A 23,374-nucleotide genomic window follows, 5' to 3' on the forward strand; every position below is an offset into this window, starting at 1 on the left:
CATCCCGCGTGTGAGGGAGCCGCAGGGGCGCGCCCCGACGGCGAACGAGCCACAGGTACGACGAGGTGGGGGCGCAGCAACGCCATGGCACAGGGCACGGTCCAGGTGACGCACACCGGCACATCGCGGTGGCGGCGCCGCACGGGTGAGTACGCGTCGCTCGCCGCCGCCCTGGAGGCCGCGACCGACGGGGACGTCCTCACCATCGCCCCCGGCACCTACCGGGAGAACCTCGTCGTGCAGCGGGCGGTGACGCTGCGTGGCCCGGAGGGCTCCCCCGGCAGTGTGCGCATCGCGCCCGTGGACGGCGTGCCGCTGACGGTGCGGGCCTCGGCCGTGGTGCAGGACCTGCACGTGGAGGGCCAGGACGCGGCGGCACCCGCCCTGCTGGTCGAGGAAGGCACGCCGGAGCTCAAGGACATCCGGGTCGTGACGCGTTCGGCGGCCGGGGTGGAGGTTCGCGGCGGCGCCCGGCCCACTGTGCGGCGCCTGACCGTGGACAACCCGGCCGGTGTGGGAATCGCCGTCGTCGACGGCGGGGGCGGGGTGTTCGAGGACTGCGAGGTGGTCGCCGCCGGACAGGCGGGCGTCGCGGTGCGCGGCGGCGCCCACCCGCGGCTCGAGCGCTGCCGTGTCCACCACGCCTCCGGCGCCGGGCTGTCCGCGACCGGGGACGGCTCGGCCCTGGAAGCGGTGGGGTGCGAGGTGTACGAGGTGCGCGGGACCGGGGTGCAGATCACCGGCCGGGCCACCGCCCATCTCACCGACTGCGACGTGCACCGCACCACCGCCGACGGGGTCACGCTGGACACGGACGCCGTGGTCACCCTGGCCGACTGCCGGCTGCACGACATCCCCGAGAACGCGGTCGATCTGCGCTCGCGATCGGTGCTCACGCTCACCCGCACGTCGGTGCGGCAGTTCGGCCGCAACGGCCTGTCGGTGTGGGACCCGGGCACCCGGGTGGACGCCAATCAGTGCGAGATCTTCGACAGCACCGGGGACTACCCGGCCGTCTGGGTCAGCGACGGCGCGACCGCCGTGCTGGACTCCTGCCGGGTGCACGACGTGCCCGACGCGCTGTTCGTCCTCGACCGGGGTTCGCGCGTGGACGTCGTCGACAGCGACCTGTTCCAGGTGCGCAACACCGCCGTGTCGGTCAGCGACGGCGCCACCGCGCAGCTCGACGACTGCCGGATCAGGGACGCGGCGACCGGTGCGTGGTTCCGCGACCACGGCAGCGGCGGCACCCTCAACTCCTGCACGATCGCGGGCACCCAGACCGGCGTGATCGTCACCAAGGGCGCGGACCCCACGGTCGAGCGGTGCACGGTCGACTCCCCCGGCGAGGCCGGTTTCTACGTCTCCGCGGGCGGCCGCGGCAGCTTCCTCGGCTGCCGGGTCTCGGGCAGCGACGGCTACGGCTTCCATGTGATCGACGGCTGCCGTACGACGCTGAAGAAGTGCCGGACGGAGCGCTGCGCGCGCGGGGGCTACGAGTTCGCCGACGGCGGGTCGGACGCCGGTTCGGGGACCGGGCCGCTGGTGGAGGACTGCACCGGCGACGAGAGCGCGAGCCTGCGGCCGCCGGTGGTGCGGGAGACGGCCGTGCAGCCGGTGGGCGGATCGACGGGGCTGCTCGGCGCGGTCCCGGACCAGCGCGCCACCGCACCCGAGCCGCCCGCCGCCGAGGAGCCCGCGCAACAGGTGCGCACCAGCAAGGACGTGCTCGGTGAACTCGACGCCCTGGTCGGCCTGGAGAGCGTCAAACGGGAGGTGCGCGCGCTCACCGACATGATCGAGGTGGGCCGGCGCCGCCGGGAGGCCGGGCTGAAGGCGGCCTCCGTCAAACGGCACCTGGTGTTCACCGGCTCCCCCGGCACGGGCAAGACGACGGTCGCCCGCCTCTACGGCGAGATCCTCGCCTCCCTCGGTGTGCTGGACAAGGGCCACCTGGTGGAGGTGTCCCGCGTCGACCTGGTCGGCGAGCACATCGGCTCCACCGCGATCCGCACCCAGGAGGCGTTCCGACGGGCGCACGGCGGGGTGCTCTTCATCGACGAGGCGTACGCCCTCTCCCCCGAGGACGGCGGCCGGGACTTCGGCAAGGAGGCCATCGACACGCTGGTGAAGCTGATGGAGGATCACCGCGACGCGGTCGTCGTGATCGTCGCCGGCTACACCGCGGAGATGGAGCGCTTCCTCTCCGTCAACCCCGGTGTCGCGTCCCGCTTCTCACGGACGATCACCTTCGGCGACTACGGCGCCGACGAGCTGCTGCGGATCGTGGAGCAGCAGGCGGTGGAGCACGAGTACCGGCTGGCGCCGGGCACGGCCGAGGCGCTGCTGATGTACTTCACGGCGATCCCCAAGGGCCCGGCCTTCGGCAACGGGCGCACGGCCCGGCAGACGTTCGAGGCGATGGTGGAACGGCACGCCGGGCGGGTGGCGCAGCTGGCCGAGCCGGACACCGACGACCTGACCCTGCTGTATCCGGAGGACTTGCCGGACCTGCCCTGACGCCGTCCCCCCTCAGGTGCTCTCCGCGGTCCGCTCGCCGTCCGCCGGTCGTCGCTCGCCGTCCCTCGGTCGTCGCTCGTCGTCCTGCGGTCGCTGGGCGGGCACCCCGGGCGCGCCGGTCGGCTCGGGCTTCCCGGCCGGGCGCGACGGTTCGGGCTCCCCGGCCGCGCCGGACGACGCGGGCCCCCGCGCGACGCCGGACGGCTCGGGACTCCCCGCGGCGCCGCACGTCTCAGCCTGCCCGGCGATGTCCGCTGCGACCGGTTCCGACGGCTGCATCCGGGCCAGCAGCAGCCGTCGTTCCTCGGCGAAGGCCGGGTCGGCCTGGTAGTCGGAGTGGCCGAGGATCGGCGCGGGCAGCGGATGCAGGGCGCTGCGGCCGTAGGACAGGGGGTCCTTCAGGGGCGCCCGGTCGACCTCGGGCCCGCACGCGTCCGTGAGCCGCACCGGACCGCCGATGGGGTCGGTGAGCCGGTACAGGTTGCGCCAGCCCTCGACGTCCTGGTGCAGCGAGCCGAGAGCGGCCGGCCCGAAGTGGGCGGGGAACCAGCGGCCGTAGAGGCGTTCGATCGGCGAACCGTAGGTCAGCAGCGCCACCCGGCGGCGGGCCGACGGCGGCAGCTGCCAGGCGGCGGCCGCGGCGAGCACGCTGCCCTGGGAATGCCCGGAGATCACCAGGCGGCCCCCGGTGGTCCTGGTCCAGGTGGCCATCCGCCAGGTCAGGTCGGGCACGGCGCGCTCGGCGTAGCAGGGCGGCGCGAAGGGGTGCGCGGCGCGCGGCCAGAACGTGCCGACGTCCCACAGGATGCCGATGGTGCGCCGGGCGGAGGGGTCCTTGTAGGCGCGCCGCCCCCAGGTGACGAACAGCAGGAAGCCGAGCCCGATCAGCCAGGAGCCGAGCGCCTGCGCGGTCTCGGCGGCGCCCTGGACGAAGGGGTGCGCGTCCCGGGCGGCACCGACCGGGGTCCGGCCGCTGCCCAGCGCGCCCACCAGGGCGGCGGCACCGAGCAGCAGTGTGGTGACGGAGGTGATCGCGACGATCCGGGGCCCGCGGTCGGTGAGCGAGGCCAGCGCGCGCACGGTGGCGATCCGGCGGGTGAGCGCCGCGTCGCCGGCCGCGCCCGCATAGTCGCGCCGGACGGCGGGGATCTCCGCGCGGCGCAGCCGCCAGGCCCGGTGGGCGAGCCAGCCGCACAGCGCCAGCACCACCACGACCATGGGCGGGATGACGGAGGCCTGCCAGGTGAGCAGCACGGGCGGGCCGGGGATCGAGGCGCGGGTGCCGTCCAGCCAGTCGGCGACCCGCTGCGACACGCCGCCGGACATCACACCGCCCAGGGCGCAGGCGAGCATGGCCACGGCGGGGCCGCCGAGGCCGCGCATCGCGGCGCGCCGGTCGGGCCGGGTGCGGTGCAGCAGATGGGCGACCACGCCGAGGACGACGACGAGCAGACTCTGGACGAGGGTGATGCCGCCGAACGTCGCGTTCCCCGGCAGGCGCCCGCTCGATCGCCAGCCCGGCCGTTCCCAGCCGGCGTACACCGCGGCGGCGATCAGAAGCAGCAGTGCGGCCAGGGGCAGCCACCGCACGAGGTGGGCGTCCAGGGCGCGGTCCGGGCGCCGTTCGCTGCGGCCGCGGCGGCACACGACCCAGACGACGCCGACCGCGCCGGCCACGACAGCGCCTTCCAGCAGCCGTCCCAGCAGGTCCAGTACGGCGGGTCCGCCCGGCCGCCGGTCGAAGCGGGCCCCCGCCGCGGTCAGGGCTGCGGTCACGGTGAGCAGTCCGGCGGCGGTGTGCGCGGCGCGCAGCCGGGCGACCAGGCGGCGGCCGTACCAGAAGCCGGGCCGGCTCAGGGCGGTGCGGCCGGTCGTCTCGTCGGGTTCGACGGGACGGTCCATCGGTTCGGTGGACTCGTAGGCGTTCCAGGTGCGCAGGGAGAGGTACCACAGCAGTCCGGTCAGCGCGGCGGGGACGAGCGCGGCGAGCGCGAGCCGGCGTCCCGGGCGGCTCCACCAGCCGCCGGCGGACTCCGTGGGCGACAGGAAGCCGAGCCACGAGTGGCGGCGCGCGCACGCGTGCGTGCCCGCGCACTGCCAGGCGGCGAGGTCCAGGGCCACCTCGCAGGCGGCGGCCACCAGCAGGACGGTCAGGGTCAGTCCGGCGAGCCGCACGAGCAGCCCGTACAGGCGCACGGTGCGGCGGCGGCCGTGGGCGGTGGGCCGCATCCAGTGGGCGAGGTTGACGACCATGAACGGCAGGAGCAGCAGCCACAGGGCGCGGGTGCCGTTGCCGGAGGTGAGGTTGCACCACACGTATGCCTCGGGCACCGGTGCGCCCCGGTGGTCGGCCGGACGCTGCTCGGCGTCCACGTCGTCGGCGCGCCGGAACACCGCCGCCGTGTCGTCGCCGGTGATCCGGACCGTGCGTGGATCGCCCAGCATCTTCTCGGGTGTGGCGCCCCCGACTCCGTGGACGAGGAGTTCCAGGGCTGTCGTCTGCGCGCGTTCCACTGTCCGCACTTCTCCCGCGGTGCCGCCGTCGGCCGTGTCGTGCCCGCACAAGGATCTCCGTTCGCGGCGGGCCGTACACCCTCCGTCACGGAATCTCCCCGATCCGTGCGGAGCCGAACCGGGCGAGGGCACCCGGATGGCATGTGCGCGACGGGCCGGGCGGGTGGCGCGCTGTACGGGGCGACGTGCGAGGATGGGACGTCCGCACACTCGGACGGGAGCATCTCCTTGTCGCGGCGGGTGCGCCGGGCGGGTCGGAGCAGACGGCGGTTTGAGGCGAAAGGACCGGAGCGTCACGTGAGTGAGAATCAGAACCTCCTCGCGGAGCAGCGGCGCGCCCTGATCGTGGACGAGGTCCGGCGCCGCGGCGGGGTCCGGGTCAACGAGCTGACCCGCAAGCTCGGCGTGTCGGACATGACGGTCCGCCGCGACCTGGACGCGCTGGCCCGGCAGGGTGTGCTGGAGAAGGTGCACGGCGGCGCGGTGCCGGTGGTCGAGGCGAGCACGCACGAGCCGGGCTTCGAGGCCAAGTCGGGCCTGGAGCTGACGGCGAAGGAGGACATCGCGCGGGCGGCGGCCGAACTGGTCGTGCCGGGCAGCGCGATCGCCCTGTCGGGCGGTACGACGACGTATGCGCTGGCGCACCGGCTGCTGGACGTGCCGGATCTGACCGTGGTGACCAACTCGGTGCGGGTGGCGGACGTCTTCCACGCGGCGCAGCGCACCTCCGGCCCGCGGCAGGGTGCGGCCACGGTGGTGCTCACCGGTGGTGTGCGCACCCCGTCCGACTCGCTCGTAGGTCCGGTGGCGGACCAGGCGATCGCGGCGCTCCACTTCGACGTGCTGTTCCTCGGGGTGCACGGGATATCGGTGGAGGCGGGGCTGTCGACGCCGAACCTCGCGGAGGCGGAGACGAACCGGCGCCTGGTGCAGTCGGCGCGGCGGGTCGTCGTGGTCGCCGACCACACCAAGTGGGGGACCGTGGGCCTGAGTTCGTTCGCGAAGCTGGACCAGGTCGACACCTGGGTGACCGACGCCGGGCTGCCGCGCGGGGCGCGCGCGGAGATCGCGGAGCAGGTGCGTCTGGTCGTCGCGGGCGAGCCCGACCGGGACCCCGAGCCGCGCCAGGACGGCGAGCCCGGGCAGGACGGCGAGTACAGCCGGAACGGCGAGCCCGGCCTGGGCGGCAATCCCGGTCAGGACGGCAATCCCGGGCAGGACGACAATCCCGGGCAGGACGGCAATCCCGGGCAGGCCGCAGACAACTGACGGTCCGCCAGCTATCGTGACGGCCCGAACGCGGGCCGTTGCGAAGGGGGATGCACCCATGGCTCACCGTCTGCACCCGGTGGAACCCGGTTTCCTGGACACCGCCGCCGTACGGCACGTCTTCGCCCGGGACGTCACGGCCTCGCCGGAGCGGGTGTACCGGGCACTGGCCGAGGACGTGCCGGGCTGGCCCACGTGGTTCTCCGCGGTGACGCTGGCCCGGCCGTTCGACGACGGAGCGCGGCGGGAGGTGCGGCTGCGGGGCGGGGTCCGCTCCCTGGAGACGATCCTCGTGGCGAAGGAGCCGGAGGTGTACGCCTACCGGGTCGACGTGACCAACGCGCCGGGCGCCCGCGCGCTGCTCGAGGAGTGGCGTCTCGCGCCGTCGGGCACGGGCACCCGCGTCCAGTGGACCTTCGCCGCCGACGGCACGCTCCCGTTCCGGCTCGTGCTGGCAGCGGCCCGCCCCGGACTGGGCCGGGCCTTCCGCGACGCGGTGACGGCTCTGGACCGGCGGCTGGCGCGCTAGCGCCCTTGCCTCCGCCGTCGGTCACCGCGCCTCACCGAGCCGCCGTGCGGCCCTGCCGCCTCAGTCCGGCCACACCCCCGTCGCCAGCAGCGAGTCGATGGCGGTGGCGTACGGGGCGATGTCCAGGCCCTGTTCCGCGAGCCAGGCGTCGGAGTAGTACTTGTCGAGGTAGCGGTCGCCGGGGTCGCACAGCAGGGTGACGACGCTGCCGTGGCGGCCCTGGGCGACCATCTCGGCGACGATCTTCAGGGCGCTCCACAGGCCGGTGCCCGTCGAGCCGCCCGCCTTGCGGCCGATGACCCGCTCCAGTGCGCGTACCGCGGCGACGGAGGCCGCGTCGGGGACCTTCATCATGCGGTCGACGGCGCCCGGCACGAAGCTCGGTTCCATGCGCGGCCGGCCGATGCCCTCGATCCGCGAGCCGCAGTCGCAGGTGACGCCGGAATCGCCGGTGGTCCAGCCCTCGAAGAAGCAGGAGTTCTCCGGGTCGGCGACACAGATCCGGGTGTCGTACTGCATGTAGTGGACGTAGCGGGCGAGGGTCGCGGACGTGCCGCCCGTGCCGGCGGTGGCGACGATCCACGCCGGCTCCGGGAACCGCTCCAACTCCAGCTGGCGGAAGATGGATTCGGCGATGTTGTTGTTGCCGCGCCAGTCCGTGGCCCGTTCGGCGTAGGTGAACTGGTCCATGTAGTGGCCGCCGGTCTCCGCCGCGAGGCGGGCGGACTCCTCGTACATCGTGCGCGAGTCGTCCACGAAGTGGCAGCGGCCGCCGTGGAATTCGATCAGGCGGATCTTCTCGGCGCTCGTCGTACGCGGCATCACCGCGACGAAGGGCACACCGATCAGTTTGGCGAAGTACGCCTCGGACACGGCGGTGGAGCCGCTGGACGCCTCGATCACCGGGCGGTCCGGGCGGATCCAGCCGTTGCACAGGCCGTAGAGGAAGAGGGATCGGGCGAGGCGGTGCTTGAGGCTCCCGGTGGGGTGCGTCGACTCGTCCTTCAGATAGAGGTCGATGCCCCAGCGCTCGGGCAGCGGGAAGCGCAGCAGATGCGTGTCGGCCGAGCGGTTGTTGTCGGCCTGGACCTTGCGGACGGCTTCTTTCAGCCAGTCGCGATAGGCGGTGTCGCTGCGGTCGACGTCCAGGGTCGCGCCGGCCGGGGTGTGCTCGATGGTGCTCACGACAGTGCTCCTCACACTTCGCGCCGACGGCGCGTCGCGCGGCCGACACCCCGATGATAAGCACCCCTCGCACCACTTCTCACCTGCATAAACGCCCCTTTGAGCGGCTCAAAGCAAGGCTGGGGCACGAGCGTACGAGGCGACCGGGGCACAGTGGCGCGAGCGCGCTGTGACGTGGGGGGCGCATTCGGTCAGTGCGCCGGGACGCGCTGTCGCACCCTGGTGCTCGGCGCGGCGCGCGGGCAGACTGCCGGACGTGACGAGGCCCACAGTCCCGGGTCGTACGGGACGGGGGCCCCGTGTGCCCGGCGGGGCGCGCCCGGATCACCACACGCGCGAGGGGGGCAGGTCGGCATGGCGGAGCCGGAGTTCACGGCCACGGACGTGCGGATCGACAGCAGGCCGCGTTCGTTCATCGGGGCCGGGCAGCTCCGGCTCGACGGCAGGCCGCAGTTGCCCACCCCTTCGGGCGGCGCGTCGGCGGGTCCCCCGGGGCGGGCGGTGCCCTCCGCCGCGCCCGGGTGCACGGCGCGGGGCCGGGTGTCGGCCCACGCGGTCGTGCACGGCGGGTGAGCACGTGACGCAGTCGAACGGTCGCCGCGAGTTGCGGGACCTCACCCCTTGGGTCACGCTGTTCTCACGTCACTTAGGGTTTACCGGCGATAACGCTGCGAACCAGCCCGCCGGCCACGACAGCAGGCGGCAGTGTCACGCAGGCGCCCTGCTGAAGATCCGTACTCCGTGTTCTTCCGGACCTCACGTCGGGGAGTCGCAGCCGTGATCAGTTACCCGAGCAGGCACTGCACGGTGGAGCTCCAGGCCCTGCCGTCGCGGATCGGCCAAGTCCGCAGAATCGTATCTGCGCAGTTGCGCTATTGGCATCTGGACCCACTCATAGACCGGGCGACGCTCGGTGTGACGGAGTTGCTGACCAACGTCCACCAGCACGCCGAGCCCGACAAGACATGCACCGTGGAGATGGAGCTGCTGCTGGACCGGCTCGTCGTCTCCGTCCGTGACCGCGACCCGCGCCTCCCGGTCGTGGACGCCGCCCATTCGGCGGACACGGACGCCACCTGCGGGCGGGGCCTCTCCATGGTCGCCGCCGTCAGCGAGGACTGGGGGGCGCGCCCCGAGGGCGAGGACGGCAAGGTCGTGTGGTTCACGCTGCCCGCGCCCGCCCCGGTCAGCGGCCGGCCGGAGCGTGCCCCGCAGCCCGCGGCCGCGACTGCGCCCCGGTTCGTCGAGGTCGCCGTCGAGCCCGTGGCGCCCGGAGCGCCGGTCGCCCCGGTCGCGCCGGTGGCCGACGAGCCCGCGCCGGCGCACGCGCACGCTCCCGCCCGGTCGGCCGTTGTCGGCTGACCGGGCGGTGAGGGGCGCGGCGCCGCGCGCACCCGGGTTCCGCGCGGCGCCCGGGAGCGTGGCACCGCCGTATCACCCGACGGCGCCGCCGCGTCACCCCTGACGCCCTACGGCAGGTCGCCTCCCGCGTCACCCCCTGACGCCCCCGCGACGTCCCCTCGCGCGTCACCCGCCGGCGCCCGCCGGCAACACCCCCTCCCACCTCACCCGCTGACGCCGCCGGCTCCCCGACGACAGCTCTCCCGCGTCAGCCGCTGTCGCCGCGCCCCCGACCACGCTCCCGCCGTCTCCGGGGCGGCACACCCGCGGCAGCGCCGAGGTCGGCGTCTCCCCCGTGGGCACTCCCGCCTCGCCCGGTGGCACCGCCGCCACGCCGAGCGCTCGCGTCCCCGCCTCACTCGGTGGCGATCGCCCGCAGGACGTCCAGGCGGGCCGCGCGGCGGGCCGGCCTGAGTCCCGCCAGGGCTCCGGCCGCGAGGCCGACCAGCGCGACCACGGCGAGCCGGCCGGGCGGCAGGGCGAAGGCGAACGCGCTGTCCGACGCGCCGTCGGAGGCCCGCACCAGCACCCAGCCGAGGAAGGCGCCGAGGCCGAGCCCGCCGGCCGTGCCGAAGGCGGCGACCAGCACCGACTCCCAGCGGACCATGGCCCGCAGCTGGCCGCGGGTCTGGCCGACGGCCCGCAGCAGCCCCAGTTCGCGGGTGCGTTCGTGGAGCGCGAGCGTCAGCGTGTTGGCGATGCCGAGCAGGGCGATCAGTACCGCGAGCGCGAGCAGCGCGTAGACCAGGCTGAGCATCATGTCGATGCCGCCCGCCGAGGACCGGGCGTACTCGTCGCGGGTCTGCACCTCGGGCTCGCCGTACTGTGCGGCGACCTTGCGCACGGCGGCCTCGCCCCGCTCCGTGCTCACGCCGTCCTTGAAGGAGACGGCGACGAGACGGTCGGAGTCCTGGGTGCGGTGCGGGGCCCAGGCGGCGCGGGTGATGACGTAGTCGCCGGCGAGTTCGGACTGCCCGTAGACCGCGCGGACGGTGAAGGGCTGTTGCCGGCCGTCGGTGAAGGTGAGTTGGGCGGTGTCACCGGGCTTGAGCCCCTGCCGGTCCGCCTCCGCGCGGGTGACGGCGATGCCGTCGCTGCCCAGGTCGCGCAGGTCGCCGCGCACGGTACCGAGGTCGAACGCGCGGGCCAGGGCGGCCGGGTCGGTCACGGTCAGCGCGCGTCCCTCGCCGTCGACCCGTGCCACTCCCCTGCCGAGCCCGACGGCCGTGTCCACCTCGGGCAGCCGGGCGATCGCGGGTGCCAGTTCCGGGCTCAGCCCGCTGCCGCCCGCCCCGAACGACGGAGTGCTGACGGCGACGTCACCGGCGAAGGAGCGGGAGACCGTCTGGTCCATGGTGGCCTTCAGCGAGGCGCCGAAGACGGTGAACAGGGACACCACGGCCACACCGATCATCAGCGCTCCCGCGGTGGCCGCGGTCCGCTTCGGGCTGCGCAGGGCGTTGCGCCCGGCGAGGGCGCCGGTCACACCGCGCAGCCGGTCGAACGGACTGCCGAGGAGACGTACGGCGACACCGGCGGCGACCGGTCCGAGGACGACGAACGCGGCCAGGGCCAGCACGGCGCCCGCGCCCGCGAGCCACACCGACGGCACGAGCAGGACGCCGGTGAGCGTCGTGGCGGTGGCGAGGGCGATCAGCGCCGCGCCGGCGACGGCGCGCGGCCGGGACGCGCCGGAGGTGTCGACGGCCGTCTCCCGCAGGGCGGCCAGCGGCGCGGTGCGCCCGGCGCGTACGGCGGGCAGCAGCGCGGATCCGAGGCAGACCAGGACGCCGACCACCAGCGGCAGCGTCATGGACAGTGCGCCGATCACCAGGCCGCCGTCCGGGAAGGGGAACCCGATGGCCGGGAACAGCGCCCCCAGTGCGGCGGCGATCCCGATGCCGCCCGCGAGTCCGGCCAGGGAGGCGGCGACGGCGACGGCGCTCGCCTCCGCAAGCGTCCCGGCGGTCACCTGGCGGCGGGAGGCACCGAGCGCGCGCAGCAGGGCGTTCTCCCGGCTGCGCTGGGCGACGACGATCGCGAAGGTGTTGTGGATGGAGAAGGTCGCCACGAGCAGGGCGACACCGGAGAAGACGAGCAGGAACGTGGTGAAGAGGGTCAGGAACTGACTGGAGATCATGTCCGTGTTCTCCTGCGCGGCCTCCTGCCCGGTGATGGCCTCCACTCCGTGCGGCAGCACGGGTGCGAGCCGGTCGACGAGCCGGCGCCGGCTCACACCGGGCACGGCACGGACCTGGATGCTCGCCGCTTCGCCGGGCCGCGCGGTGAGGTACTTCTCCGCGTCGGCCTGGGTCATCCCGGTGAACGTCACCTGCGCCATGCCGTCCGCGCCGCCGAAGGTCGCGAGGCCGACGATCCGCACCCGGACCGGGTCGGGGGTGCGCAGCACGGTGGTGTCGCCGAGGTGCAGTCCGCCCTTTTCGGCGGCGCCGCGGTTGACGACGACCTCGCCGGGGTTGCGCGGGGCACGGCCTTCGGCGAGCCGGTAGGGGTTGAGCCGCGGGTCGGTGATCCAGTTGCCTGCCAGGGTGGGCGGTCCCTGGCCCCCGACGGGCTTGCCGTCGCTGCCGACGAGCTGGCCGGCGCCCTGGATGTTCGGCGCGGCCGCGGCGACCCCGGGGACGCCCTCGATCCTCTGCACCAGGTCGGCGCGCACGGGCTGCCGTACGCCCTGGCTCTCCCCGGGCGTGGTGATGGCGTCGGCGCTGCGGACCACGGCGTCGGTGCCGGCGGTGGCGCTGCCGAACAGGGAGTCGAAGCTCGCGCGCAGTGTGTCGCCCATGACCAGGGTCCCGGCGAGGAACGCCACGCCGAGGAAGACGGCGAGGAAGGTCCCGGCGAAGCGGCGCTTGTGGGCGCGCAAGGAGGAGACGCTCAGGCGGAGGGCGGCGTTCATGACGGGACCTCGAAGGCTTTCATGCGGTCCAGTACGCGGTCGGCGGTCGGGTCCTGCATCCGGTCGACCAGGCGGCCGTCGGCGAGGAAGACGACCTCGTCGGCGTGGGCGGCGGCTACCGGGTCGTGGGTGACCATGACGACGGTGCGGTCCATGTCGCGCACGGCCCGGCGCAGCAGGGCGAGCACCTCGCCGCCGGAGCGTGAGTCGAGGTTGCCGGTCGGCTCGTCGGCGAAGACGACGTCGGGCCGGCCGGCGAACGCGCGTGCCACGGCGACGCGTTGCTGCTGGCCGCCGGACAGCTCGGAGGGACGGTGGTGGAGCCGGTCGCGCAGCCCGACGACGCCGATCAGCGCGTCGATCCACTCCGGGTCGCCGCGAGTGCCGGCGAGGTCGAGCGGGAGGGTGATGTTCTCGGCGACGGTGAGGGTCGGCACCAGGTTGAACGCCTGGAAGACGAAGCCGATCCGGTCGCGGCGCAGCAGGGTGAGCCGGCGGTCGTCGAGGCCGGCGAGGTCGGTGTCGCCGATGCGGGCGGAGCCGGAGGTGAGGGTGTCGAGTCCGGCCGCGCAGTGCATGAGGGTGGACTTGCCGGAGCCGGAGGGCCCCATGATCGCGGTGAAGCGTCCGGCCGGGAAGGCCACGCTCACCCCGTCCAGGGCCCTGACGGCGGTGTCGCCGCTGCCGTACACCTTGACGGCGTCGACGACCCGGGCGGCCGTGCGCACGGCGGTGGTGGTCGTCATGCCGCACCGCCCTTGCGGCCGAACTGCTCGTCCAGGACGGACAGCCGGCGCCAGTACTCGTCCTCGTCGATCTCACCGGCGGCGAAGCGGCGGCCGAGCAGGGTCAGCGGTGAGGTGTCCTCGGCGGCGGGCGGCCGCCAGGGGCCGCGCCGGCCGCCGCGCCACGCGGTGCGGCGCAGCAGCGCGATGCCGCCGCCGATGACCAGGGCCCAGATCACCGGGAAGAGCAGGATCCACGGGCCGGGCCCGCCGTCGCCGAAGTGCGCCAGGGTCTGCATGGTCGGTCAACTCCTCGGAAGTGCGTGTCCTTGCGGTTCACTTCCGAGCCTCGCCCCGGCAGGGGCCCTGGGTCGTCGTACGGCCAGCGGCACCGCGCGTACCTCCGCGGGAGTACGCGGGCGGTTCAGCGGGCGGTGATGTCCCCGTGGCGGATGACGTAGGAGTACGTCCCGGAGTAGCCGATGGACGGGGTGATCAGCAGGCGGACCTTGACCGGGGCGGGTTCGGTGCTCGCGGTGGCGAAGGTCCCCACGGCCTGGCTGCCGGTCAGCGGGTACCAGAACCAGCCGTTCGCCTTGCCCACCTGGACGCGGTCGGACTCCTTCCAGGCGCCGCCCTTGTGGACGAAGACCTGCAGGCGCACGGAGGCGGCGTACGGGTCGGTGCCCGAGCGCAGGGCGGTGAGCGTGACCTTGTAGTCCGGGCCGAGTACGCAGGACGCGATCTCCTTGGTGCGGGAGGACTGCGCGGTGTGCTCGGCGGGCGAGGCGGTGGCGGCCGTGGCGGTGGCCAGGACGCCGAGGGTGAGCGCGGCGGCGGACAGGGCGACGGTCCGGCGGCGCGGCGGGCGGGATGCGGTGTCTGCGGTCATGGCGGGCTCCCTTGCCGAGGGAGACACGACGGCCTCCCTTCACCGAAGGAGACATATCGGAAGCCGAGTCGGTTGCAGGTTCACCCCCAGGGCTCATTCCCCGTTGAGGCTCATTCCCCCGTGAGGCCCACTCCCCTTGAGGTCCATTTCCCCTGAGGCCCACTCCCCTTGGCCACCCTCCCTGGATTCTGTAACTACCAGTATGTACAGTGAGCGCATGAGCACGTCGGAGCGACTGATCGAGTCCACCCGCGAGCTGCTGTGGGAGCGCGGCTACGTGGGCACCAGCCCGAAGGCGATCCTGGAGCGCGCGGGCGCCGGCCAGGGCAGCATGTACCACCACTTCAAGGGCAAGCCGGACCTCGCGCTGACCGCCATCCGGCGCACGGCGGAGGAGATGCGGGCCGCCGCCGGCCGGGTGCTCGACGGCCCGGGCACCCCGTACGAGCGCATCGCCGCGTACCTCACCCGGGAGCGTGACGTCCTGCGCGGCTGCCCGGTGGGCCGGCTGACCATGGACCCGGACATCGTCGCCAGTGCGGAGCTGCGCGCCCCCGTCGACGAGACGATCGCCTGGCTGCGGGACCGGCTCGCCGCCCTCGTCGACGAGGGGAAGGAACAGGGCCAGTTCGGGCCCGGCCTCGACAGCGAGGAGACCGCCTCGGCGATCGTCGCCACCGTGCAGGGCGGTTACGTCCTGGCCCGAGCCTCCGGCTCCCCCGCCGCCTTCGACGCCGGGGTGCGGGGACTGCTCGCCCTGCTCGCCCCCTGATTCCCGTCCGTCCGAGGAAGGACCGCCCCATGCATGCCATGCAGTACGCCATGACGCTTCCCGCCGACTACGACATGGACGTCATCCGCACGCGCGTGTCCCGCCTCGGACACAAGCTGGACGCATGGGAGGGGCTCGGCATCAAGGCCTATCTCGTCCGCGAGCGCGGCGTGGACGGCTCGCCGGTGAACCAGTACGCCCCGTTCTACCTCTGGCACAGCATGGAGGGCATGAACCGCTTCCTGTGGGGCGGTGCGTTCCAGGGGCCCGTCGACGACTTCGGCCGCCCGGCCGTGCGGCAGTGGACGGGCCTCGCGTACGAGGAGGGGGTGGCCGCCGGCTCTCCGGCCGCCGTCGCCATACGCCGTCGGCAGGCCGTACCGGACGGCGTCGTGCTGGCGGACGTGATGGCGGACGCGGCGGCCGAGGCAGGGCGGCTGGCGGGCGAGGACGGGGCCGTGCTGGCGGCGGCCGTGGTCGACTCGAGCCGCTGGGAGATCGTCCACTTCTCGCTGTGGTCGGGCGGGACGCCGAAGGCCGAGGGCGAGGTGTTCCAGGTGCTGCACCTGTCGGCGCCGGGCCGCGGGCGGCTGCCGCGGGGCCGGCAGTGGTGAGCGCCGTCCGTACCGTGCTCGGGGACGTCGAGCCGGAACGGCTGGGGGTGTGCGACGCGCACGATCACCTGTTCTTCACCAGCCCCCGCCTGCCGGGCCAGGAACTGAACAGCGTGGCCGCGGCACGGGCGGAGCTCACGGCGTTCCGGGAACAGGGCGGCGGCTGTGTGGCGCAGTGGACGCCGTACGGGCTGGGGCGGCGGGCGGCCGACCTGCCGGCACTGTCCCGCGATACCGGGGTTCACGTGCTCGCCGCGACGGGACTGCACCAGGACGTCCACTACGACGAGACGCTGCTGAAGGAGGTCCGCGGGCGGCTCGCCGAGGTGTTCGTCGCCGAACTCACCGCCGGCATCGGCACCTCGGGCGTACGGGCCGGACTGATCAAGGTGGCGGGCGGCTTCCACGCGCTGGACGGACACGCGCGCTGGACGATGACCGCGGCCGCCGAGGCGCACCACGCGACCGGCGCACCGATCGCCGTCCACCTGGAGCTGGGCACGGGCGCGCCGGACGTGCTCGACCTGCTCTGCGGGGAACTGGACGTGCCGCCGCACCGGGTGATCCTCGGTCATCTCAACCGCTTCCCGGACCCGGTGGTGCACCTCCAGGCGGCGCGGTCCGGCTGCTGGCTGGCCTTCGACGGCCCGTCCCGCGCGAACCACGCGACCGACTGGCGCATGCCGGAGGCCGTGGCGGCCCTGGTGGAGGCCGGGTTCGGCGACCGGCTGCTGCTCGGCGGCGACACGACGACCGCGGCGGCCCGCTCGGTGAACGGCGGCCCGGGGATGCCGTACCTGCTGCGGCGGGTGTGGCCGCGGCTCGCCGCCGTCCTGGGCGAGGAACCGGTCACACGGATGCTGACGGAGAACCCGGCGCGCGCCTTCGCCGTCGCGTGGCGGTGAGCCGGCGTGGCCCGATCATGTCGGATTCCGGCCCGGCCGGGCGCTGCGCGGCGGCCGACCGGGCCCGCACCATGACGTCCGAGGGTCCATGACCTGCGAGGGTCCACGACCTTGAGGACGCGACGGACGAGGAGTGGGACGACGATGGCACTGGAGATGCGTGACAGGTGCGAGCGCTGCACGACGGCGGTGCTGCCGCCCGACTCCCCGGCCCGGATCTGCTCCTACGAGTGCACCTTCTGCGTGCCGTGCGGCGAGGACCTGCGCGACGTGTGTCCCAACTGCGGCGGCGAGCTGGTTCCCCGGCCGCGGCGCGGCTGAGGGCCGCTCACCCCGGCTGGTCGCTGTCCTTCATCGCACCCCAGCCGTGCCAGCGCTCGACCTCGATCCAGGCACTGAACCGGGAACGGTCCCGACTCGGGTACGGGCCGCCCATGTAGTGCGTGGCCAGGCGGTCGATGTCGGCCAGGTCCTTGTCCTCGCGCAGCTCGGCGACCCGGCCGATGAGGGTGACGTGGGTGTACCAGTCGTCCGAGGACAGGACGGTCAGGGTGACGCGCGGGTCGCGGCGCAGATGCTTCAGGCGCACGCGGCCCTCGTCGAGGCTGATCAGGACCCGGCCGTCCTCCCACAGGTACCAGGTGGGGGTGGACACGGGCGCGCCGTCGGAGCGCAGGGTGGCCATCACGCACGGGTTGGGGCGGCGCAGCAGTTCGACGGCCTCGGGCGGCAGCGGCGGCTTGGACATGGGATTCCTCCTGCGGGTGCTGGGTGTTCAGGACGCGGGCTCTTCGGGGAAGCTGGCGAAGTACGCGGCCACCATGTCCTCGTCGGCGTGGCCCCGCGCGGCGGCCCGGGCCAGGCGCTCGGCGCTCGCGGCGGCCACGTCGAGGCGGACGCCGTGCCCTTCGCCCGCGGCCACGATGAGGCGGGCGTCCTTCTCGGCGGTCGCCACCGTGAACTGCGGCGGCGTCAGCTTGTCGTCCAGGACCATGGCCGCCTTGGTGTGCAGGTAGCCCATGTCGAGGGGGCCGCCGGCGATGATGTCGAAGAAGCCGGCCGGGTCGACGCCGAGCGCCTTGGCGAGGGCCAGCGTCTCCCCCGTCGCCGCGGTGGCCGCGATCACCCAGCTGTTGGCGACCAGCTTGAGCCGGGTGGCAGTGGCCGCGGAGCCGTCCTCTCCGGTCCACACCGTGCGGGCGCCGACGGCGTCGAAGACGGGCGTCACCGTGGCGCGGCCCTCGGCGGGACCGGCGGCCAGGACGGTGAGCTGTCCGGCCTCCGCGGGCTGCCGGGTGCCGAGCACGGGGGCGTCGTAGAAGAGCAGGCCGTGCTCGTGGGCGAAGGCCGCGAGGCCGGGTACGGCGTCCAGTCCGGCGGTGGTGGACTGGACCCACGCGGCGCCCCGGCGCAGGGCGGGAGCGGCCTCGCGCATGACGTCCGCCGCGGCCGCGCCGTCGTACAGCATGGTCAGGACCACGTCGGCGTCCCGCACCGCCTCCGCCGGGTCGTCGGCGACCCGCGCTCCGTCGGCGGTGAGGGGTTCGGCCTTGGCGCGGGTGCGGTTCCAGGCGTGGACGGTGTGGCCGGCGCGGGCGAGGTTGCGGGCCATCGCCGCGCCCATGATGCCGGTGCCGAGGACGCTGACGGTGAGCTGGTCGGTCATGGCGCGGGGGTTTCCTCTTCCTGGCGGCGGTGCGGACCTCAGGCTCCAGCCTTCCCTCGGACGGCTCCGGCAAGCACGCCGTGCGCCGGCCCGCCGCCCCGCGTTCGGGTGACCGCCGGTCGGGCCACCGGGGCCGCGAGGGCGGCCGCGCTACTTGCCGATGCCCGCCGACAGCCCGCGCACGAAGTGCCGCTGGCCGATGAGGAAGACCGCGATCATCGGCAGGGCGGCGATGGTCAGGCCGGCGAACAGCACCGGCCAGTCGGAGTTGAGCCGCCCGGCCATGTCGGCGAGCCCCACCGGGAGCGTCTTGAGCCGGTCGTCGGTGATGAAGACCAGGGCGAAGGCGTACTCGTTCCAGGCGAACAGTGACTGCAGGACCGCCGCGGAGACGAGGATGGGCCGGGCCATGGGCACGACGACCCGCCAGAACGTCTGCCAGCGGCCGGCGCCGTCGAGGAACGCGGCCTCCTCCACCTCCACAGGCTGGCCGAGCAGGTAGGCGCGGATGAGGAAGGTGGTGAAGGGCACCTTGAACGCCGTGTACAGGACGATCAGCGCCCAGTAGGTGTCGTAGATGTGCAGGGCCTGGAGCAGCTGCGACAGCGGCACGATCGCCACGGTCGGCGAGAGCATCATCGCGCCGAGGACCAGCAGCAGCGCGGGCTGCGAGCACGGGATGTCCAGACGGGTCAGGCCGTACGCCGCCCAGGCGCTGACCAGGACGACGGCGAGAACGCTCGCGGAGGTGACGAGCAGGGAGTTCAGGAGGTAACCGAGCACTCCCTGGTGCCAGGCGTCGGCGTACGTGCCCCAGTGGGGGTGGGCGGGCAGGCTCCAGGGGTCGGAGAAGATCTCGCCGTTGGACTTCAGACCGGAGACGGCCATCCAGAACAGCGGGTAGAGCACGGCGATCGCCAGGGCCGCGAGCGCGGCGTGGGTGAGGACGCGCAGCGCCGCCGTGCCGGCCGTGCGGGTGGGCCGGGTGGGCGGGGCGGCGGCGGTGGCCGGGGTTCCGGACCGGTCGAGGGTGAGGGTCATGCCGTGGCCGCCTTCCTGCGGGAGTGCAGGAGCTGGACGGCTCCTGCGGCGAAGGTGATCAGGAACATCACGGTGCCGACGGCCGCCGCGTAACCCATGTCGTCGCCGGTGAAGGCGGAGGCGTACAGCCAGGTGCCGAGGACCTGGCTGGAGTTGGAGGGTCCGCCGCCGGTCATCACCATCACCTCGTTGAAGACCAGGAAGGCGCCGGAGACCGTGAGGATGACGAGCAGGGTGGTCATCTCGCGGACCATGGGCACGGTGACGGTGAAGAAGGTCCGCACGCGCCCGGCACCGTCCACGGTGGCCGCCTCGTACAGCTCGCGCGGGACGCGCTGCATGGCGACGGTGAGCAGCATCGTGGTGTAGCCGAAGGACTGCCACTGGCTCGTGTTGATCACCCCCCAGATGGAGGTGGCCGCGTCACCGAGCCAGTCGTGCTGGAGAGAGCCGAGTCCGACGGCCTTCAGGGCGCTGTTCACCAGACCCGCGTCCGGCTGGTACAGGAACTGGAACAGCAGGCCGGCCACCGTCATCGACACCGCTGCCGGGACGAAGTACACGGTGCGCAGCAGCCCGCGCAGCCGGCGTCCGACGGCCTCCTCCAGCACGGCGGCCAGCACCAGGGCGGCGCCGACCTGGAAGACCACGGACGTCACCGCGTAGAAGACGTTGTTGAGCAGGGCCTGCCAGAACACCGGGTCGACGACCGCCTGGCGGTAGTTGTCCAGTCCGACGTAGCGCATGCCGGGCCGGAAGACGCTGAACTTGAACAGGCTGAGCCGGACGTTCTCGACGATCGGGTAGTAGACGAACAGCGCGATCAGGGCGAGGGCGGGAGCGACGTACAGGGAGTGGCGCAGCCGGTGCCGCGTTCTGCCGTGGGGTGTGCCGGCGTGTCCCATGGGGGCACCTCCTTCGGGGCGGGTTCGGGGGTGTGCGGGCCGGTCACGGAGTGACCCCGTAGCGCCGGGCCTGCTCGGCGCCGCGCCGCACCTCGCGCAGGGCCGCCTGCGGGGAGGCACGCCCGGCCAGGACGGCCTCGGCCGCCGACAGCCAGGGGTTGACGATCTTCTCCCCGGCCCGGGTGTCCAGCCATACGGCCATGTCGTGCCCGGCGATGACGCGCTGCGCCTTGGCGAGGGCGGGCAGCCGGGCCGCGTCGGCGGTGCCCTTGACGGCGCTGAGCCAGCCCAGGTCGCGGACCATGGCGCGGGCCTGGGCGCGGCTGGTGAGGAACTTGAGGAAGTCGAGGGCGAGGGCCTTGCGGGGCGAGGCGTTGGAGACGAGCAGTCCGTCGGCGCCGCCCGCGATGGCCTTCGCGTCGCCCTGCGCCCCGGGGATGCGCGGCATGGGGAAGAAGTCCCAGTGACCGGCGAACTCCTCGGGCGCGCCGCCCTGTTCGGTCAGGTAGGAGAACTCCAGTGTCTCGAGGTACTGCATGGCGGCCTTGCCGTACAGCATGCGGGCCTGCGCGGACTCGTGGCTCATGCTGGTGCCGCCGGGGGCCATGCAGCGCTGCTTGAGCTGGGCCAGGTCGTCCAGGGCGCGGGCGTATCCGGGGTGGGTGAAGTCGCCCCGGCCGTCGTAGTCGCGGGCGAGGACGTCGGCGGGCACCTCGGCGGCGTTGAACTGGGTGAGCAGGTGGCCGGCGGGCCAGCCGTACTGGTTGCCGAAGGCGAGCGGGGTGTGGCCGGCCTTGCGGATGCGGTCGCAGGCGGTGAGCAGTTCCGGGAAGGTGCGCGGCGGCGTGGTGACGCCGGCCTCGGCGAACAGGGTGGTGTTGTACGCGAACACCTTGGCGTCGACGTCGAGGGGGACGCCGTAGACGTGGCCGTCGAAGGTGAAGGCGTCGAGGGCGTTGCGTTCGAAGCCGTCGCCCCAGGCCGTGCCCTTGAGTGTGCTGCTGAGGTCGGCGGCGAGGCGGCCGTCGGCGAACTTGCGGGCGTACTGGCCGGGCCAGGCGAAGAAGATGTCCGGCAGTTCGCGGGAGGCGGCGAGGACGGCGATGCGGTCCTTGTAGGGCTGGTCGCCGACCGCCTGGAGCTCGATGGTGACGCCCGGGTTCTGCCGCTCGTAGGCGCTTACGGCCTGCTGGAAGTAGGGCGCGTACTCGGGGTCGGCCCATTTCTCCAGGACGGTGAGGTGGCCCTCGGGCCGGCCGTGCAGGGTGAAGTCGTCGGGGGTGACGGTGACCGGCCGCTGCCCGCAGCCGCTGACCAGCAGCATCAGCAGGGTGGTGAGCAGGCAGCCGACGACGGGGGCGGGAGTTCGGCGCATCGGTGGCTCCTGGCGGTCGGGGTCGGAGGGTGTGCGAGGGGGTCAGGGCGTGCCGGCGGCCTCGAAGGCGAGGGGGTGGCCGAACGCGCCGGGCCGGGTGCACACCTCGGCGGCGTACGCGGCCGCGCGGGCGGCGGCGTCGGCGAGGGTGCGCCGCTCGTGGTGCAGGGCGACGAGCAGGGCCGCGAGGAAGGAGTCACCGGCCCCCAGGGTGTCGGTGGCCGCGACGGGCACGACGTCCTGGTGGTGCGCGGTGCCCTCGTAGCGGATCAGCGCCCCGCGGGCGCCCCGTGTCACCACCGCCAGGCGCACGCCGGCGTTCTCGGCGCGCCGCGTCAGGTCGACGGCCTCGGTGTCGTCGGCGTGCGGGCGGGAGAAGACGGCGGTGTGCACGTACGGCAGCAGGGGCGCGGCGTAGGACCAGGGGCGGTCGGAGAAGTCGAAGCTGACCGGGCAGGCGGCTGCCAGGCGCGGCAGCTCGTCCTCGAGCCGGCTGCAGTCGCCGGTGTGCAGGAGGTCGAAGCGGCGCAGCCAGGCGAGGTCGGCGGTGTCGGGGGTGAAGCGGGAGACGGTGGCGTCGCACGCGCCGAAGGTGCGGTTGCCGTCCTCCTCGACGTACACGGTGGCGTACGCGTTGGGGCCGTCGGCGGTGCGCAGGCGGTCGAGGCACAGGCCCTCGGCGGCGAGGGCGGCGCGGATGTGGGCGCCGGCGGTGTCGGTGCCGGTGACGCCGAGATAGGCGGACTCGGCGCCGAGCCGGGCGGCGTGCACGGCGACGTTGAGGGCGTTGCCGCCCGGGTACATCAGGCCGCGCTGGGGGTAGCGGTCGACGACGTTGTCGCCGACTCCGCAGATACGCATGGGGGTTCCTCGGCAGGGAGTCGGTGGATGCGGGGTGGTGGCCGCTGGGGCCACGGGAGCGGAGCCGGTCGCGGGTACGGGCCGGCCCGGTGCGGCTCCGCACCGGGCCGGGGGTGGAACGGGAGCCGGCGAGCGGTGGCTCAGTACTCGACCTGGAACATGTAGCGCCGCTTGTCGAGGTCGTGGCCGCGCACCGACTCGTAGTGGCGGGCGAGGCGGGTGCCGAAGACGTCCAGGGCGATGGGCGTGATGTCGCCGCGCAGGTGGGCGGGGACGCCCGGCAGGGAGAACATCGTCGAGTCCACGTGGTGCGCCTTCTTGGTGTACTTGTCGAGGAAGGTCCTCGCCCGCTCGGCCATCGGACGGGTGGCGTCCTCGCCGAGGAAGAGGATCACCGGCTGGTCCTCGGTGACCACCTCGAAGGCGCCGTGGAAGAACTCACCGGCGTTGTAGCTGCCGCCGTGCTTCCACTGCATCTCCATCAGGTAGCACATGGTGAAGCCGTAGCCGGCGCCGTAGTTGGGGCCGGCCGAGAGCACGTAGGTCACCGGCTCGTCGGCGAGCGCGGTCGCGATCGACGCGGCCAGCTCCTCGCCCTCCTCCTGCGCGGTGTACAGGGCGTCGGGCAGTGCCTCGTAGGCCTGCCGGAGCGCCGCGTAGTCGCCCTCGACGCCGGTCTTCTCCAGCAGGGCGTGGGCGAGCTGACCGAACAGCACGCCCTTGGGGGCTACGACGGTGTCCTCGCTGCGGTACGTGAACGCCACGTGGGCGGCCTCGGCGAGCGGGCTGTCGGCGCTGCGGGTGAGAGCGGCGACCTTGGCGCCCGCCTCACGGGCGTAGTGGGCGGCCGCGACGGTCTCCTTGGTGGTGCCGGTGTGGGAGGAGACGAGGACCAGGGAGCCCTCGCCGAGCAGGGCGGGCCTGCGGTGGTTGAACTCGTCGCTGTTGAGGTGGAAGACGGGGAACCGGGCCCGGGTCTCCAGCAGGTACTGCACGGGGTAGGCGGCGGTGAGCGAGCCGCCGCAGCCCACCAGGAAGACGTTGCGCAGCCCGACTTCGACGACCTCGTCGACGAAGGCGCGGGCGGTGTCGTTCTGGCCGAGTGCGAAGGCCACGGCCTCCTTGAAGTCCTCGGTGATGGGCTTGAGGGGCAGGGATGCGGTGCTCACGCGGTTCCTTCCGAGAGGGAGATGGGGAACGTTCCCAATCGCAGTCGACAGGACAGCGCAAACGGATTGGGAACGTTCTCACCGGCGGTGGTGAGAACCTTCCCACCGCCCGAT

22 protein-coding genes are annotated in these 23,374 nt (G+C 73.7%); 9 read left to right on the forward strand and 13 right to left on the reverse strand.

Annotated elements, in window-relative coordinates; all coding sequences use genetic code 11:
* Nucleotides 1–84: 84 nt before the first annotated feature.
* Nucleotides 85–2,520 carry a right-handed parallel beta-helix repeat-containing protein gene (locus AB0E88_RS22675; RefSeq protein WP_361633115.1) on the forward strand — a complete coding sequence of 812 codons (2,436 nt, stop codon included), beginning with the start codon at nucleotides 85–87 and terminating at the stop codon, nucleotides 2,518–2,520.
* 12 nt (nucleotides 2,521–2,532) lie between these two features.
* On the opposite strand, the gene AB0E88_RS22680 is transcribed toward AB0E88_RS22675, so the two are convergent.
* On the reverse strand, nucleotides 2,533–5,043 hold the full coding sequence (locus tag AB0E88_RS22680; RefSeq protein ID WP_361633117.1) for a hypothetical protein: 2,511 nt from the start codon (nucleotides 5,041–5,043) through the stop codon (nucleotides 2,533–2,535).
* A 288-nt stretch (nucleotides 5,044–5,331) separates the two neighbouring features.
* Between AB0E88_RS22680 and AB0E88_RS22685 the strand changes: the two genes are divergently transcribed.
* Together AB0E88_RS22685 and AB0E88_RS22690 are read left to right on the forward strand one after the other, a co-directional pair.
* A complete protein-coding gene (locus AB0E88_RS22685; protein WP_361633119.1) occupies nucleotides 5,332–6,303 on the forward strand; it encodes a DeoR family transcriptional regulator in 972 nt (323 codons plus the stop codon).
* Nucleotides 6,304–6,361: 58 nt separating this feature from the next.
* Nucleotides 6,362–6,832, forward strand: coding sequence for an SRPBCC family protein (locus AB0E88_RS22690; RefSeq protein ID WP_361633121.1), 471 nt, complete (start codon nucleotides 6,362–6,364; stop codon nucleotides 6,830–6,832).
* 60 nt (nucleotides 6,833–6,892) lie between these two features.
* Here AB0E88_RS22690 and AB0E88_RS22695 read toward each other — a convergent pair whose 3' ends face one another.
* Nucleotides 6,893–8,017: a PLP-dependent cysteine synthase family protein gene (locus tag AB0E88_RS22695; protein WP_361633123.1), complete on the reverse strand. Its 1,125-nt coding sequence runs from the start codon at nucleotides 8,015–8,017 to the stop codon at nucleotides 6,893–6,895.
* A 354-nt stretch (nucleotides 8,018–8,371) separates the two neighbouring features.
* Here AB0E88_RS22695 and AB0E88_RS22700 point away from each other — a divergent pair, with 354 nt between their 5' ends.
* Together AB0E88_RS22700 and AB0E88_RS22705 are read left to right on the forward strand one after the other, a co-directional pair.
* The gene (locus AB0E88_RS22700; RefSeq protein ID WP_361633366.1) at nucleotides 8,372–8,590 is read left to right on the forward strand and encodes a hypothetical protein; all 219 of its coding nucleotides are present in this window, start codon (nucleotides 8,372–8,374) and stop codon (nucleotides 8,588–8,590) included.
* Nucleotides 8,591–8,794: 204 nt separating this feature from the next.
* Complete coding sequence (locus AB0E88_RS22705) at nucleotides 8,795–9,379, forward strand: ATP-binding protein (protein WP_361633125.1); 585 nt, start codon at nucleotides 8,795–8,797, stop codon at nucleotides 9,377–9,379.
* A 394-nt stretch (nucleotides 9,380–9,773) separates the two neighbouring features.
* Here the strand turns inward: AB0E88_RS22705 and AB0E88_RS22710 are convergent, their stop codons facing one another.
* From AB0E88_RS22710 to AB0E88_RS22725, 4 genes are all read right to left on the reverse strand, one after another.
* Entirely contained in the window at nucleotides 9,774–12,335 is a 2,562-nt protein-coding gene (locus AB0E88_RS22710) for an FtsX-like permease family protein (protein WP_361633127.1), read from the reverse strand.
* The gene (locus tag AB0E88_RS22715; protein ID WP_361633129.1) at nucleotides 12,332–13,081 is read right to left on the reverse strand and encodes an ABC transporter ATP-binding protein; all 750 of its coding nucleotides are present in this window, start codon (nucleotides 13,079–13,081) and stop codon (nucleotides 12,332–12,334) included. Before AB0E88_RS22715 ends, AB0E88_RS22710 begins: the two co-directional genes overlap by 4 nt.
* Nucleotides 13,078–13,359, reverse strand: coding sequence for an SHOCT domain-containing protein (locus tag AB0E88_RS22720; RefSeq protein WP_361633131.1), 282 nt, complete (start codon nucleotides 13,357–13,359; stop codon nucleotides 13,078–13,080). Before AB0E88_RS22720 ends, AB0E88_RS22715 begins: the two co-directional genes overlap by 4 nt.
* 125 nt (nucleotides 13,360–13,484) lie before the next feature.
* Nucleotides 13,485–13,952: a hypothetical protein gene (locus tag AB0E88_RS22725; protein ID WP_361633133.1), complete on the reverse strand. Its 468-nt coding sequence runs from the start codon at nucleotides 13,950–13,952 to the stop codon at nucleotides 13,485–13,487.
* 217 nt (nucleotides 13,953–14,169) lie between these two features.
* Between AB0E88_RS22725 and AB0E88_RS22730 the strand changes: the two genes are divergently transcribed.
* The 4 genes from AB0E88_RS22730 (at nucleotide 14,170) to AB0E88_RS22745 (ending at nucleotide 16,564) form a co-directional block, all read left to right on the forward strand.
* Nucleotides 14,170–14,724, forward strand: coding sequence for a TetR/AcrR family transcriptional regulator (locus AB0E88_RS22730; RefSeq protein ID WP_361633135.1), 555 nt, complete (start codon nucleotides 14,170–14,172; stop codon nucleotides 14,722–14,724).
* Between the two features lie 29 nt (nucleotides 14,725–14,753).
* Nucleotides 14,754–15,338, forward strand: a complete 585-nt coding sequence (locus AB0E88_RS22735) for a DUF4865 family protein (protein ID WP_361633137.1) — start codon at nucleotides 14,754–14,756, stop codon at nucleotides 15,336–15,338.
* Nucleotides 15,335–16,243 (forward strand): phosphotriesterase, encoded by a 909-nt coding sequence (locus tag AB0E88_RS22740; protein WP_361633139.1) that lies wholly within the window; start codon nucleotides 15,335–15,337, stop codon nucleotides 16,241–16,243. Before AB0E88_RS22735 ends, AB0E88_RS22740 begins: the two co-directional genes overlap by 4 nt.
* Before the next feature lie 144 nt (nucleotides 16,244–16,387).
* The gene (locus AB0E88_RS22745; protein WP_361633141.1) at nucleotides 16,388–16,564 is read left to right on the forward strand and encodes a DUF1272 domain-containing protein; all 177 of its coding nucleotides are present in this window, start codon (nucleotides 16,388–16,390) and stop codon (nucleotides 16,562–16,564) included.
* 7 nt (nucleotides 16,565–16,571) lie between these two features.
* On the opposite strand, the gene AB0E88_RS22750 is transcribed toward AB0E88_RS22745, so the two are convergent.
* The 7 genes from AB0E88_RS22750 to AB0E88_RS22780 form a co-directional block, all read right to left on the reverse strand.
* Nucleotides 16,572–16,991, reverse strand: coding sequence for a PPOX class F420-dependent oxidoreductase (locus AB0E88_RS22750; protein WP_361633143.1), 420 nt, complete (start codon nucleotides 16,989–16,991; stop codon nucleotides 16,572–16,574).
* Between the two features lie 27 nt (nucleotides 16,992–17,018).
* Complete coding sequence (locus AB0E88_RS22755; protein WP_361633145.1) at nucleotides 17,019–17,909, reverse strand: NAD(P)-dependent oxidoreductase; 891 nt, start codon at nucleotides 17,907–17,909, stop codon at nucleotides 17,019–17,021.
* Between the two features lie 150 nt (nucleotides 17,910–18,059).
* Nucleotides 18,060–18,950, reverse strand: a complete 891-nt coding sequence (locus AB0E88_RS22760; RefSeq protein ID WP_361633147.1) for a carbohydrate ABC transporter permease — start codon at nucleotides 18,948–18,950, stop codon at nucleotides 18,060–18,062.
* A complete protein-coding gene (locus AB0E88_RS22765; protein ID WP_361633149.1) occupies nucleotides 18,947–19,855 on the reverse strand; it encodes a sugar ABC transporter permease in 909 nt (302 codons plus the stop codon). Before AB0E88_RS22765 ends, AB0E88_RS22760 begins: the two co-directional genes overlap by 4 nt.
* Nucleotides 19,856–19,898: 43 nt before the next feature.
* Nucleotides 19,899–21,230: an ABC transporter substrate-binding protein gene (locus AB0E88_RS22770; RefSeq protein ID WP_361633151.1), complete on the reverse strand. Its 1,332-nt coding sequence runs from the start codon at nucleotides 21,228–21,230 to the stop codon at nucleotides 19,899–19,901.
* A gap of 42 nt (nucleotides 21,231–21,272) precedes the next feature.
* Nucleotides 21,273–22,091 (reverse strand): PfkB family carbohydrate kinase, encoded by an 819-nt coding sequence (locus tag AB0E88_RS22775; protein ID WP_361633153.1) that lies wholly within the window; start codon nucleotides 22,089–22,091, stop codon nucleotides 21,273–21,275.
* A gap of 140 nt (nucleotides 22,092–22,231) precedes the next feature.
* Nucleotides 22,232–23,260, reverse strand: a complete 1,029-nt coding sequence (locus AB0E88_RS22780) for an SIS domain-containing protein (RefSeq protein WP_361633155.1) — start codon at nucleotides 23,258–23,260, stop codon at nucleotides 22,232–22,234.
* Nucleotides 23,261–23,374 lie beyond the last annotated feature (114 nt).

The sequence above is a fragment of the Streptomyces sp. NPDC028635 genome (genome assembly GCF_040637635.1).
Lineage (GTDB): Bacteria > Actinomycetota > Actinomycetes > Streptomycetales > Streptomycetaceae > Streptomyces.

What these genes read in the sequence shown, in the direction of transcription:
- AB0E88_RS22675 (WP_361633115.1), top strand. Translation starts at nt 85, where the DNA reads ATGGCACAGGGCACGGTCCAGGTGACGCACACCGGCACATCGCGGTGG.
- AB0E88_RS22690 (WP_361633121.1), top strand. Translation starts at nt 6,362, where the DNA reads ATGGCTCACCGTCTGCACCCGGTGGAACCCGGTTTCCTGGACACCGCC.
- AB0E88_RS22700 (WP_361633366.1), top strand. Translation starts at nt 8,372, where the DNA reads ATGGCGGAGCCGGAGTTCACGGCCACGGACGTGCGGATCGACAGCAGG.
- AB0E88_RS22710 (WP_361633127.1), bottom strand. Translation starts at nt 12,335, where the DNA reads ATGAACGCCGCCCTCCGCCTGAGCGTCTCCTCCTTGCGCGCCCACAAG.
- AB0E88_RS22715 (WP_361633129.1), bottom strand. Translation starts at nt 13,081, where the DNA reads ATGACGACCACCACCGCCGTGCGCACGGCCGCCCGGGTCGTCGACGCC.
- AB0E88_RS22720 (WP_361633131.1), bottom strand. Translation starts at nt 13,359, where the DNA reads ATGCAGACCCTGGCGCACTTCGGCGACGGCGGGCCCGGCCCGTGGATC.
- AB0E88_RS22725 (WP_361633133.1), bottom strand. Translation starts at nt 13,952, where the DNA reads ATGACCGCAGACACCGCATCCCGCCCGCCGCGCCGCCGGACCGTCGCC.
- AB0E88_RS22730 (WP_361633135.1), top strand. Translation starts at nt 14,170, where the DNA reads ATGAGCACGTCGGAGCGACTGATCGAGTCCACCCGCGAGCTGCTGTGG.
- AB0E88_RS22735 (WP_361633137.1), top strand. Translation starts at nt 14,754, where the DNA reads ATGCATGCCATGCAGTACGCCATGACGCTTCCCGCCGACTACGACATG.
- AB0E88_RS22745 (WP_361633141.1), top strand. Translation starts at nt 16,388, where the DNA reads ATGGCACTGGAGATGCGTGACAGGTGCGAGCGCTGCACGACGGCGGTG.
- AB0E88_RS22750 (WP_361633143.1), bottom strand. Translation starts at nt 16,991, where the DNA reads ATGTCCAAGCCGCCGCTGCCGCCCGAGGCCGTCGAACTGCTGCGCCGC.
- AB0E88_RS22755 (WP_361633145.1), bottom strand. Translation starts at nt 17,909, where the DNA reads ATGACCGACCAGCTCACCGTCAGCGTCCTCGGCACCGGCATCATGGGC.
- AB0E88_RS22760 (WP_361633147.1), bottom strand. Translation starts at nt 18,950, where the DNA reads ATGACCCTCACCCTCGACCGGTCCGGAACCCCGGCCACCGCCGCCGCC.
- AB0E88_RS22765 (WP_361633149.1), bottom strand. Translation starts at nt 19,855, where the DNA reads ATGGGACACGCCGGCACACCCCACGGCAGAACGCGGCACCGGCTGCGC.
- AB0E88_RS22770 (WP_361633151.1), bottom strand. Translation starts at nt 21,230, where the DNA reads ATGCGCCGAACTCCCGCCCCCGTCGTCGGCTGCCTGCTCACCACCCTG.
- AB0E88_RS22775 (WP_361633153.1), bottom strand. Translation starts at nt 22,091, where the DNA reads ATGCGTATCTGCGGAGTCGGCGACAACGTCGTCGACCGCTACCCCCAG.